A 12,381-nucleotide genomic window follows, 5' to 3' on the forward strand; every position below is an offset into this window, starting at 1 on the left:
CGATGGTTGAATCGCCACAGAAACTTGCTGTCGAGATTGGCGGCACGTTCACCGATATTATCCTCTTCGAGGATGACGGTGCGGAACCAAGAATGACGACTTTGAAGGTGCCTTCCACACCACGCCAGCCCGAAAAAGGCGTACTGGCTGGCGTCGACCGGCTCGACATCGCCTGGTCAAGTCTCCATGACGTTCTGCACGGTTCGACCGTAGCGACTAACGCCGTGCTTGAGCGCAAGGGCGTGCCGACGGCGCTGATCGTGACGCGCGGGTTCCAGGACATCCTCGAAATCCAGCGCGGCGACAAGACCAATATCTATGATATCTTCTACCAGCGCTCTGTTCCCGTGGTACCGCGGCAATGGGTGATCCCGATCACCGAGAGACTCGATGCCCGCGGCGAGGTGCTGACCGCGCTCGCCGAAGACGAGGTCAGGGCAGCGGCAGCCAGGATGGTCCAGGGCGGCATTAGGGCGGTGGCGATCTGCTTCCTGCACAGCTACCAGAATCCTATGCACGAGGATCGCGTTCGCGCCATCATCGAGGACATGGCGCCCGGACTGCTGGTGCTGACCTCCTCCGAACTTCTCCCGCAGTTTCGCGAATATGAACGCGCCAGCACCGCGGCCATGAGCGCCTACATCTCGCCGATCATGTCGCACTATGTCGACAAGCTGACGGAACAGCTCGAAGACAGGGGTTTTGGCGGCAGCCTTTTCATCACCCAGTCGAATGGCGGCGTGCTGCCGGCCAACGCCATCAGACGAGAGGTCGTCCGAACGCTGCTGTCCGGGCCCGCTGCTGGGGTCACCGGCGCCATCTATGCGGCGGAGCGAGCCGGTTTCCGCAATATTATCACCTTCGACATGGGCGGAACGAGCACTGATGTATGCCTGATCAACGACGGCCAGCCGCTGATCACGACGGAAAACCAGCTTAACAACCTGCCGGTCGCCGTGCCGATGATCGACATCGCAACCGTGGGCGCCGGCGGCGGCAGCATTGCGGCCGTCGACCGTTACGGCATGCTGCATGTCGGGCCGGAGAGCGCCGGCGCCGATCCCGGGCCGGCCTGTTATGGTCACGGCGGCGCCCATGCCACGGTGACGGACGCCAATGTTGCCCGTGGCGTCATCCGAGCAAAGACTTTTGCCGGGGGCAATTTCAAGCTCGATGCGCCTGCGGCCGATGCCGTGATCGCCCGGCTGGGCGATCAGCTTTCCATGTCGCCCGGTGGCGCTGCGGAAGCGATCACCCGAATTGTCGAAGCCAACATGACGCAAGCGATCCGGTTGGTCTCGACGCAGCGCGGCTACGATCCGCGCGACTATGTTCTGGTCGCGTTCGGCGGCGCCGGGCCTATCCATGCCGCATCCGTGGCTAACGAGCTTGGCATCGGCCGCGTGCTGGTGCCGCCGCATGCCGGCGTCCTCTCCGCCTTCGGTCTGCTGGTCGCCGATATCGCCCGCGACTATGTGCAGACGGATGTTGCGCTGGCCGACGATCTGTCGCCGCAAGATTTCCGCGCCAAGATCGCGGCACTGGTCGACAAGGCCGAGCGGGAGTTCCTGAGCCAGGGTTTCAATGCCTCGGAGTTGAAACTCTTTGCTGGACTGGACGTCCGATATCAGGGCCAGGCCTTTGAATTGCCCATTTCGATCGATCCCGCCACCGTCGGTGCCGAGCTTGTTGCCAGCAGGCTGCACGAGGCCCACCGCAAGCGCTATGGCTTCGCCTTCGAGAATGAGAGCGCAGAAGTCGTGAACTACCGGCTTAAGGTCGTCATTCCGCGCAAGACCAAAGACGTCGCCGTCCATGTCAACCATCATGACGAAGTTGCCTCCGAGGCAGGATCCATCCTGCTCCGCGGCGCCAAACTCGACACGGTTTTCTATAAGAGCGAAACCCTGAAACTTGATACGCCAGTCTCCGGACCGGCGGTCTTGGAAGCCGACACCTCGACCTGTTTCGTGCCGGAAGGCTGGACGGCGCGGATCGTCGAAAGCGGAAGTATTCTCCTCGAAAGGACGAGCTCATGAGCAAGGTCGATCCCGTCACCTTCAACATATTCACCAACAGCGTCCAGGCAATCGCGCAGGAGATGAGCAACGACTTCATCCGCACGGCCTATTCGACCGTCATTCGCGAGGCGGCTGATTGCTCGACATGCCTGGTGGACCGCAAGGGCAGGGTGCTGGCGCAGGCGCAGAACATCCCGCTGCATCTCAATTCAGTGAGTCCAGCGGTGCAAGGTGCGCTTGCCAAGACGCAGGTCGACAAGCTGACGGAGGACGATATCATCATCCTCAACGACGCCTACAATGGCGGCCAGCATCTGTCTGATATCTACCTGTTCTCGCCGATCATCCATGACGGCGTGCTGATCGGGTTCTCCGGTTCCGTAGGTCACCATGTCGATCTCGGTCACTCTCCAGGCTACAATCTTCATGCCCGCGACGTATTCGAGGAGCGCATGCGCTTCACACCGATGGTGTTTTCACTGTCACGCGACTGGAACGGTGGCATCCTCGAACAGCTCATCCGTGCCAATGTCCGGATCCCGCGCGATACGATCGGCGATCTCAATGCACAGATCACCGCCAACCAAACCGGCCGCCGGCGAATGAAAGAACTGATCGGCCGCTATTCGGTGGAAACGGTAATCGCCGCCTCAGACCAGTTGCTCGACTATGCCGAGTCCTTCATGCGGGAGGCGATCGCGGAGGTCCCGGACGGCGTCTACCAGGGTATAGACTATATCGACACGGATGGCCTGGACCAGAAGAACCTCAAGGTCTGCGTCACGGTCACCGTCAGGGGCGACAGTCTTCATCTCGACTTCGAAGGTACTGCGCCGCAGGTGAAAACCGCGATCAATTGCCCTCGCGCCTCGACGATCTCCTCGGCCTATTCCGCGCTGAAGATGTTGCTGACCAAACCGTCGATCCCGCTCAACGACGGCTCCTACCGGCCGATCACCATCGCGGCCCCGGAGGGCAGCATCGTCAATCCCATTCCCTTCGCACCCGTCGAGGGCCGCAACGTCGTCGTCATGCGGGTCTTCCAGTCCATCCTGCTGGCGCTTTCCAAGGCGTTGCCAGACCGCATCCCCGCGCCCGGCTACGACACGCGCACGGAGGTGGACCTGCACTGGCAGGGCAGGCGCACCTATCACGCGATTAGCGAGCAGCTCGGCGGCGGCTACGGGGCCGGTCCGCAGAATGACGGTGCCGACCAGCTCGACGATCCTCTCGGCAATTGCCGTAATACCCCGGTCGAGGCACTGGAGCTTTCGCAATCCTTCTTCCGCGTGGAACGCTACGAACTACGGCCGGACTCCGGCGGGGCCGGCCGCCATCGTGGCGGTCTCGGCGCGATCCGCACCTATCGCTTCCTTGAGGACGGCGTGCATATGAGCGTCTACTCCGACCGTTTCGAGAACAAGGCACCCGGGGTGCAAGGCGGGCATGATGGGTCGACCGCCTATATAAAGATTACTCGCCGCGACGGCAGTGTCGAACAATTGCCTCCGAAGGGTGCAGCGACCCTCAACCGTGGCGACCACCTCGAAGTCGCAATTGGCGGCGGGGCAGGCTATGGCGATCCGGCAACGCGTGATCGCGGACTCGTCGCCGATGATCTTGCATCGGGCAAGGTGACGGAACAGATGGCCTCGTATTACGAGCAGCCGCAGACGGGGAAGCGCGCGAATGCTTGACCTCATCCGGGACATTGAAGGCCAACCGGCGGCGTTGATTGACAACGCCGCAGTTCTCGAACGCGCCTACGCCGAACTTCCGGCCTGGATCGACAGCGGAGATTTTGTCGTAACCGGCATGGCGACCTCACTTTGGGCATGGCATTCGGCGACAATCGTCGCCCAGTCTGCAGCCGCGCGTCTGACGCTGGTCGATACGAGTGAATACCTGCGCTACGGCCCGGTTGCCGACGATGCTAGCCCGATCGTCATCACCAGCCGTTCGGGCGAGTCCGCCGAGATCGTCAAGGTGCTCGATCGGTTGCGGCCAGGCCGTGGCGTGATCGGCGTGACGGCCACCGCGGGATCCACGCTGGCCCAACGGTCATCGCACATCCTGGCGTTCCGCGCCGAGGAAGCGGCTTTTTGCAACACGCAATCATTCCTGATGACGCTAGCCGTGGCGCTCGCGTCGGCGGCAGGTGTAAGCGGGCGGCGCGACCTCGCCCCTGTGGCATGGGTGAAGAAGACAGCAGATGCGGTGGCTGGTATTGTTTCGCAGACGTCCGGCGCATTTGAAGAGGCGGCAGCGGCGCTTTCGGGCGCCCGTGTCGCGCTGATTACGAGCCGTGGCCATCTGCTCGGGGTAGCTCAGCAGGCGGCGCTGGACCTGCAGGAAGGAATGCGCCTTGCGGCGCTGCCGGTGCCAGGCGGCCTCTTGCGTCACGGACCCCTCGAATTGATCCGCCTCGCGGACAGCGCCATGATCATGCTGCTGCCGAACGACCATATGGCCGCTACGATGATACAGGCGGCGCAGGATGTGATCGCCAACGGTACCCCAGTGATCATCTTCTCGGCTAGTGAAGTGCCTTCGCCGGCCGGTTCGGTCGAAATCCGGGTGCCGGACCTCGGTATCGAACTCGCGCCCATCGTCTTCGCCGTGGCCTTGCAGCGCCTGAACGTCGCCCTTGCGGAGGCTTTGGGAATGAGCGCGATAGAACCCGTCCTCATTCCTAAGGTGACGAGGGTCGAATGAGCACAAAAATCCTTGCTATTGGGGATCTCACCATCGACCAGATCATGGCGCCGCTCCAAGACCTGCCGCGGTGGGGCGAGGAGGCCGAAGTCCACGACCTTGAAATCCGCCTCGGCGGAAACACCGGAAATTTCGCCCTGACGGCAAACGCGCTCGGCCTCGAAGTCGCGTGCATGGGACCGATTGGCCGGGACAGCAATGGCAGATGGGTCCGGGCCGAGCTCGAACGACACGGGCTGACGACGAAACACCTCCACGTCTGCAGCGATCTCGGTACGAGTGTCTCGGTAGCACTTGTAAAGGAAGATGGCGAGCGCCTGTTTGTCACCTATCCCGGCGCCCTTGCACACCTCGAGAACATGGTCGCGCGAGGCAATTTTCCCGCCGCTACTTATGCTTTGTTCTCCGGGTGGTGTCAGCCGCCACGAGTGGCCGCACCCGTTCTGGCCGCATGCTTCGACCGACTCCGCGCCCGCGGAACCACTGTCGTCATCGACCTCGCCTGGTCGGAGGCGAGCTGGCTCGTGCGGGACCAGCTGTTTGGCGCGCTTAGCCGGGCGAATATCGTGATCATGAACATTGATGAGGCGGCAGCCCTGACCGGCCGCACGGACCTCCCCGCGGTGATGGAGAGCCTTCGAGCGCACCTTGGAGCCGACATGATGATCATCGTCAAACGTGGTTCGGAAGGCGCAATGCTCGACGTTCCACATATGTCGCCGACAAACATTCCTGCGTTCAGGGTCGCGGAACCGCGAGCTGCAGTTGGTACAGGCGACAGCTTCAATGCCGGCTTTCTCCATGCACTCGCCGTGCAGCGCCTGACCCCCGTTGACGCTGCTCAGTTTGGATGCGACGTGGCCAGCTGGCAGCTCATGCATGGCCGGAAGGATCGTATCGACGCCGCCGAGATTCGGTCCCTGCGTACCGCCGGTCTTACACGAAGGGGAGCTATCGCATGATGCAGAGCCTCAAGATCGAAAACCTGTCCATTGCCTACGGTAGCAAAGTCATTTTGAAGGATATCAACCTGGACATCTCCGGCGGCGAGATCATCTGCCTGATCGGTGCGAGCGGCTGCGGCAAGTCGACGCTGCTGAATGCTGTCGCCGGGCTCGTTCCGCTCAAGTCCGGCTCAATCCGGTTGGACGACGAGGTGGTCACCGGACCATCGGCGGACCGCGTCATGGTCTTCCAAGAAGATGCGGTGTTTCCTTGGATGAAGGTCCGGCAGAATGTGGAGTTCGGCCTTAAGGTCAAAGGCGTGCCAGCCGCGGAGCGCAAGGCGATCGTCGATGACAAGCTTCGCGCTGTCGAACTCACCGGTGTAGAGGATCTCTACCCGCGCCAGCTTTCCGGCGGTATGCGCAAGCGCGTAGATCTCGCTCGGGCGCTTGCCGTCAATCCAAGCATGATCCTCATGGACGAGCCCTATGGCGCACTCGATGCCATGACCAAGGAGAGGCTGCAGGTGCAGTTTCTTGACGTCTGCCGAACAACTTCGGCGACATCGCTATTCGTAACCCACGACATCGAGGAAGCGCTTTTTGTCGGCGATCGCATCGTCGTCCTCGGGCGCAATCCCGGGCGGGTGGTCCATGTCATTGACGTCCCGTTCGGCAAGAAGCGAACGCTCGATCTCAAGCGCTCCGCTGAATTGCAGCATCTACGCGGCGAAATCGCCGATCTTATCCATTAGGAGGTGAAGCATGGCGGTTAAGGAAATGGATGCAGAAACCGAGGCCGCTGCGACAACGCAAGGGTCGTCGATGTCCGTGGATTGGGGTGGCTTGCTCAGGCGCCTTCTGGTGCCAACGGCGATCGTCTTACTTTGGTTCGCGGTAACGTGGGATCGTATGATCGATCCCATCTTCCTGCCGTCTCCCGCCGATATCCGCGATTCCGTGGTGTCGCTCTGGCCCCTTTTACCGGAAAGCTTCACGGCAAGCCTGGTCATGACTCTAGGCGGCTTCCTTGGGGGCACCGGGCTTGGGCTCGCGATCGGTCTGGTGATGGCTTACAGTCGGATGGCTCGTGAAGTTTTCGGCGGCGTCCTGGATTTTTTCAGACCGGTGCCGATCTTTGCTCTCATACCGCTCTTCATTCTTTGGTTTGGCCTCGGCAAAACCCCGCAGATCGCCATGATCATGTTGGGAACGTCGCTGGTGATCGGCGTCTCAACGATCGAGGCAATCAAGAACGTGCCTGCAGTCTACATCCGTGCCGGTCTGGTACTAGGGGCCACTCGCTGGACGATTTATAAATCCATAATACTGCCAGCCATCTTCCCACATCTACTCGGGGCGATCCGGGTCGCCGCAGCGGCATCCTGGGGCCTCGACGTTGCTGCCGAATACATAGGAGCGCAGGTAGGCCTAGGACATTTAATGATCATTCGCGTCCAGTATCTCGACACATCAGGGATCATGGTCATTGTGGCGATCTACTGCCTGCTGGCAGTAGCCCTCGACAAACTGGTCGTGGCGCTCGAGCGGCCACTCACGCGGTGGACGGAGAAGACCGCCGGTCGCGGTGTCGTTACGTCGATCACCGGAGCTTAATAAAGCGCTATTGGCGGCGCTCATAACGATAAGCCAGCAATGAACCAACCAGAGGTAACAGATATGAACAGGATCTTGAAAGTCCTGACCGGCATTGCCGTGTCAGCGGGTATGTTATTTGCCGCAAATGCGGCCAATGCAGAAGAACTAAAAACCGTCAAAATTGGCATCACCCCCTATTTTGACTACATGCCTTGGGTGCTGGCCAAGGACATGGGGCTCGACCAACAGCTTGGTTTGAATTTTGAGTTGGTCACTGTGGCGACTACGCCACAAGGCGTTGCCGCAATGCGTCAAGGAAGCGTCGACGTCGTTTCCTCCTGCCATGTTTGCGATTTTCCGCTCTATAAATCGGTGCCGTCTCTCAGAAGCTGGTTGATCACGGATCAGTTCAAAGGCTTCATCATTATCGGACGCACAGGCACCGAAACCTACGAGAGCGTGGTGGCCGGCAGCGACCCGCAACTAGCCAAGGAAAAAATCCTCAAGGGCTTTTCTGGCAAGACTTTTGCCTTGATGCCAGCAAGCTTCAGACCGCTCCTTTCCTCTGCCCTTTCGCAGGTTGGTATGAAGTACGAGGATGTCAAAATCCTCGAGTTCGGCGACGACGCTGCGGCAGCCCTGGCCTTCCAGCGCGGCGAGGGCGATTATTACATGGGCAGTCTTACCCAGGAGATCAAACTCCTGGCCAGGCCCGATAAGTACGTGAATGTCGGCGGCCAAGAGATCCTTGGTCCAGCCGGTCTGTGGTATTCAACCATGGTTTCGTCGCAGGAATGGCTGAACGCCAATGAAGACACCGTCCTCAAAATGTCGGCGATCTGGTCCCGGCTGGCGCGCTACATGAACGAGAAATATGACGAGACGGCGCCTAAGCTGATTGCGGTGAACAATGAGCGCGCCGCCGCCTCGTTTACGCCGGAAGATTTTAAGATCATGTTCGGCCTGCTGACCTTCCCGACTCTCGACGTCGCGGGAAAGACCGTGTTCAATCCCGAAAGTGATCTCTACTGGAAGCGATCCGTGAGCTTCTATGAGCAAAAGAACGCGTCTGACCTGCCAGCCGGCGTTAAGGCCGACGATAAAGCACTGGAAGAGGTCTACTTCCAGAAGCTGAAGGCCAATGCGAAGCTTGTCGAGTGGATCAACGCACCGCTCTAATGCGCGACGGGTAGGGTCTACCAGCATGGGCCCTACCCGAACCCCTCATTCTGTGAGGATCTTGGCGTGAACGTCGTTGAAAGTGGGATTGTCGCGAACGCTGCTATCGGTCACGAGAATGTCGATTCTCGAAAGCGGCGCAAACTTATATGCCCCCGCCGTACCGATCTTGTCGGGCGTTGCGATCGCCGCCACCTCCGCCGAGGCCTCCAGCATCGCCGCTTTGATCGACGCCTCATCGTAGCCAGCTGTCGTTAGGCCAAAGTCCTTGTGCAACCCATGCACTCCGATGAAGCAGATATCGGCACTTAGTGCCTGGATCTGCTCGAGAACGCGCGCACCCACTGTCATTTGGCTCCGCTTGTCGAACGTCCCGCCCAGCAGAATGACATCGAGATGTGGATGATCGGAGGTGGCGGTGGCTATCGCCGGGCTATTAGTAATGACTGTCGCCCTGAGGTCCAGCGGCAATTGTCTGGCAAATTCCAGATTTGTCGTGCCGCCATCAATCATGATCACTTGATCGGGAAGAACGATCTTCGCCGCTACCCGCGCCAGCTTCATCTTCATGTCGCGGGCAATTTTATATCGGCCTCGGAATGGCTGCTCCCCGGGCGTGATGGGAAGTGCGGCTCCATGTACACGCTTGATAAGACCGGCGGCCGCGAGTTCGCGGAAATCGCGGCGGGCGGTGTCCTCCGAAAGTGAAAAGCGATCGGCGAGATCGGCGGTCGAGAGCCGCCCCTTGGATCTAAGTTCCGCAAGGATGAAGTGGCGGCGCTCGTCCGGAGTTGATTCCAAATCCGTGATCTCCGTTGCAAGAATGTACCCATTCGTGCATATATCGGAATCATAAAAGCTGAACAAGGGTTGCGATGATGAGCGTTTTTAATGTGAGGGGAAATGTTGTCCTCCCAAACAGGGTGCTGGAGGATGCCGTGGTGCGATGCCGCGATGACCGAATTGTTTCAGTCGGTGCTGGCGATGGTGAAACCGGCACTGTTTGCACTCTTGACATGTCCGATCACTTCATTTGCCCCGGATTCGTTGATATCCACGTTCATGGGGCCGCGGGTGCAGACTACATGGACGGATTTGACGAAGCGGTCAGAACCGTGAATGTAGCCCATGCTCAGCATGGCACGACCTCTCTCTTTCCAACGACCACGACCGGATCGTTCGAGCAGTTGGATGCGATGGTTAAATCGTGCGAAAACGTGCAATCAAACTGGCAGCCGGAGCACGGCTCACGGATTGCGGGCGTCCATTTCTACGGACCTTACTTCGCTGAGGACAAGGTCGGTGTTCATTCGCCAGAAGGCCGGCGCGATCCGGTACGAGCGGAGTACGAATACTTCCTTTCCAAAAACATCGTCAGGATTGCGACTTGTGCATCAGAACTGCCCGGCGCTTTGGAGTTTTTCGACTTCGCCCGCGCGAGCGGATGTTTCATCACTTGTGGACACTCAAACGCAGTGTGGGGCGAACTAGATGCCGCATTCGCCCGGGGCATGCGGCATGTCGATCATTTTTGGTGTGCGATGAGCTCGGTTGCTTCTCTCAGAAGTCGGTTCGGCACACCAATGCAGGCCGGTATGGAACAGTATGTTCTCCTAAACGAAGAAATGAGCACGGAAGTAATTGCAGACGGCATTCATCTCTCCGACGACCTGCTGCGCTTTGCCTACGAGATGATCGGCCCGCACAGGACCTGCCTCGTCACCGATGCAAATCGCGCGATGGATGCGCCTCCAGGAACATATAGATTTGGCTCCAGGCTTGACGGAACGTGGGTGTACAGCGACGGTCAATCCGTTAGGGGGGAGGACGGAAGTCTAGCGAGTTCCATGCACGGCATGGACAGAATGGTGCGGACGATGGCCATGGCGGTGGGCAAGGACTTGCCGTCCGTAGTTCGCATGGCGTCACTGACGCCGGCACAACTAGCTGGTGTCGACGCAGATATTGGGAGCATCGAGCCAGGAAAACTCGCGGACTTCGCGATCCTGGACCGGAACCTGCATGTGAAATCGGTCGTCATCGGGGGCGTCGTCGTTTTTGGTGAAGGGCTGCGTGCGGGACAGGCGGCCCAATGAAGGTTCCCCGAGTCGCGCTTGGCATTGATGTCGGCGGCACCAAAACGCGGTGGATGATCACCCGCGATGGCGTACTGATTGCAGATCATCAGGTCTCAACACCGGCCTGGAGGCAAGGAGCCTTCTCAGACGAGGACTGTCTTCGTCTCAAGCAGATCGTCACCGCGACATTCGATGGTCCTGGGCCTGACCGGGTCGCCTTGGGAGCGAACGGCTGCAGCGACGACGAGGCCCTGGAGCGATGCGAGAGTGCACTCCAGCGGGCGACAAACTGGAACGTCCGCGTCGTCAACGACGCCGAACTCGTCGCAGCCACAGGCGGAGGACGGGGCATTTCCCTTATTGCCGGCACTGGTTCCATCGCCGTCGCGAGAGATCGTGCCGGCTATCTCAATTCGTCCGGTGGGTGGGGATGGCTTGTGGGTGACGACGGCGGCGGGGCGGGGCTGGTACGACGGGCCCTCCAGGAGGCGCTTGCGGCCGAGGATAGCGGCAGGCCTGACGAAATGTTGTCACACGCGCTCAAGGAGAGCCTCGGAATACCGAAACTACAGCAGGCCAATGAGAGATTGTCTGTCGCACCATCGGCGGCAATGATGGCGCGCCATGCGCCGGTCGTCTTCGCCGCAGCCGCTCAGGGGTCAGCCGCGGCCCGCCTCGTGCTGGCGGATGGAGCTTCTCACCTTGCCGACCTCGTCGGCCGGCTTCTGGGGCGGGGAGTACCAGGGCCGGTGTTCGCTGCCGGTGGCATATTCGAAAATCAGCCTAGTTTCTTCAACCAGGTAAGCCGGCTCATCCGGCAACGGCACAGGGTTATCGCGTTGTTGGTGCAAGATCCCCCGGTGGTGGGCGCTTTGCGGCTAGCGCAACAGATTGCATCACCTGTGGCACGCCGCCCTAGCTATTTGAGATTTTGCAACGCGGGCCTGGCAGATGCGGCTGGAACTTCGGTTCACGAGCCGATCGCGCCGTGACGGCCGATGACGTCAAGTGCCAGCCTGTGGCCAGCCTCCACGGAGGGGAGGACTGGTTGCCCGTCTAAGCGGGCGGCGAGATAGCCCGCATTGAAAGCATCGCCCGCTCCAGTTGGATCGACGACTTCGGTGGCTGGCACAACCGGAATATCCTTTGTCATGCCTTCGAATGCCGCGATCATTGGGCCTGAGCCGTTCTTAACGATGACTTCCTCGGCGCCCAAACCAACGTACCGACTAGCGCAGGCAAGCAGCGAAGCATCCTTGAAGTGCTCGCGCTCGTCGGCGAAGGTAGGCAGGATGACATTTGCCAGTCTTGCGGCGGCCATGACGCCCGCCCGCATCTGGCTCGGCGAATTCCAAAGCGCACGGCGGATGTTCGGGTCGAACGCTACGCGGGTGCCCCTCTTGCTGACACGCTTTAAGTTGCGAAGGAAGGAGAGCCGCCGGGTGAGCGGTAGTATCGCCAACGTTATGCCGCTGAGGTAAATGATATCTGCGGCCGACATCGCATCCCAAAGAGCATCGTCGTCGTCAGCGAGGTGTCGCGCAGCGGAGTTTTTTCGCCAGTAGGTGAATTGGCGGTCACCATTTTCCTGATGGACGATATAGAGGCCAGGGTGATGCGTCCCGAGCGCGGGGCTCCCCGCGAGTTCGATCCCGCTGCGGATGATGAAATCACGCATGGAGCGAGAGTGAACATCGCATCCTGTCGCAGTAAAAAAGACAACGTCCCAATCGGAAACAGGCAGAAGTCGCCGCACATGCCACGCGGTATTCAAGACGTCCCCGGCAAAGCCAAACTTTAGCGCGCTGGCCTGGCCCGAAATCTCGATCATCGCTTCGCCGATGA

The 12,381-nt window shown here is 60.0% G+C and carries 11 protein-coding genes; 9 read left to right on the plus strand and 2 right to left on the minus strand.

Annotation, left to right across the window (positions count from 1 at the left end; genetic code table 11):
- The first annotated feature begins 2 nt into the window (after window positions 1-2).
- From FHX08_RS25930 to FHX08_RS25960, 7 genes are all read left to right on the plus strand, one after another.
- The gene (locus tag FHX08_RS25930; RefSeq protein WP_184327859.1) at window positions 3-2,039 is read left to right on the plus strand and encodes a hydantoinase/oxoprolinase family protein; all 2,037 of its coding nucleotides are present in this window, start codon (window positions 3-5) and stop codon (window positions 2,037-2,039) included.
- Window positions 2,036-3,718, plus strand: a complete 1,683-nt coding sequence (locus FHX08_RS25935) for a hydantoinase B/oxoprolinase family protein (RefSeq protein WP_184327860.1) — start codon at window positions 2,036-2,038, stop codon at window positions 3,716-3,718. Before FHX08_RS25930 ends, FHX08_RS25935 begins: the two co-directional genes overlap by 4 nt.
- A complete protein-coding gene (locus tag FHX08_RS25940) occupies window positions 3,711-4,736 on the plus strand; it encodes an SIS domain-containing protein (RefSeq protein WP_184327861.1) in 1,026 nt (341 codons plus the stop codon). Before FHX08_RS25935 ends, FHX08_RS25940 begins: the two co-directional genes overlap by 8 nt.
- Window positions 4,733-5,698, plus strand: a complete 966-nt coding sequence (locus FHX08_RS25945; RefSeq protein ID WP_184327862.1) for a carbohydrate kinase family protein — start codon at window positions 4,733-4,735, stop codon at window positions 5,696-5,698. Before FHX08_RS25940 ends, FHX08_RS25945 begins: the two co-directional genes overlap by 4 nt.
- Window positions 5,695-6,435 carry an ABC transporter ATP-binding protein gene (locus tag FHX08_RS25950; RefSeq protein ID WP_184327863.1) on the plus strand — a complete coding sequence of 247 codons (741 nt, stop codon included), beginning with the start codon at window positions 5,695-5,697 and terminating at the stop codon, window positions 6,433-6,435. Before FHX08_RS25945 ends, FHX08_RS25950 begins: the two co-directional genes overlap by 4 nt.
- Before the next feature lie 10 nt (window positions 6,436-6,445).
- Window positions 6,446-7,297, plus strand: a complete 852-nt coding sequence (locus tag FHX08_RS25955) for an ABC transporter permease (protein WP_184327864.1) — start codon at window positions 6,446-6,448, stop codon at window positions 7,295-7,297.
- Window positions 7,298-7,360: 63 nt separating this feature from the next.
- Complete coding sequence (locus tag FHX08_RS25960) at window positions 7,361-8,458, plus strand: ABC transporter substrate-binding protein (RefSeq protein ID WP_184327865.1); 1,098 nt, start codon at window positions 7,361-7,363, stop codon at window positions 8,456-8,458.
- A gap of 45 nt (window positions 8,459-8,503) precedes the next feature.
- Here the strand turns inward: FHX08_RS25960 and FHX08_RS25965 are convergent, their stop codons facing one another.
- On the minus strand, window positions 8,504-9,259 hold the full coding sequence (locus tag FHX08_RS25965; protein WP_184327866.1) for a DeoR/GlpR family DNA-binding transcription regulator: 756 nt from the start codon (window positions 9,257-9,259) through the stop codon (window positions 8,504-8,506).
- Between the two features lie 74 nt (window positions 9,260-9,333).
- Between FHX08_RS25965 and FHX08_RS25970 the strand changes: the two genes are divergently transcribed.
- Together FHX08_RS25970 and FHX08_RS25975 are read left to right on the plus strand one after the other, a co-directional pair.
- The gene (locus FHX08_RS25970; RefSeq protein WP_210288397.1) at window positions 9,334-10,554 is read left to right on the plus strand and encodes an N-acetylglucosamine-6-phosphate deacetylase; all 1,221 of its coding nucleotides are present in this window, start codon (window positions 9,334-9,336) and stop codon (window positions 10,552-10,554) included.
- A complete protein-coding gene (locus tag FHX08_RS25975) occupies window positions 10,551-11,528 on the plus strand; it encodes an N-acetylglucosamine kinase (protein ID WP_184327867.1) in 978 nt (325 codons plus the stop codon). The genes FHX08_RS25970 and FHX08_RS25975 overlap by 4 nt, the downstream gene beginning before the upstream one ends.
- Here the strand turns inward: FHX08_RS25975 and FHX08_RS25980 are convergent.
- Window positions 11,507-12,367: a sugar kinase gene (locus FHX08_RS25980; RefSeq protein WP_184327868.1), complete on the minus strand. Its 861-nt coding sequence runs from the start codon at window positions 12,365-12,367 to the stop codon at window positions 11,507-11,509. The two genes, FHX08_RS25975 and FHX08_RS25980, sit on opposite strands and share 22 nt — an antisense overlap.
- Window positions 12,368-12,381 lie beyond the last annotated feature (14 nt).

The organism is Rhizobium sp. BK529 (assembly GCF_014194105.1).
Lineage (GTDB): Bacteria > Pseudomonadota > Alphaproteobacteria > Rhizobiales > Rhizobiaceae > Rhizobium.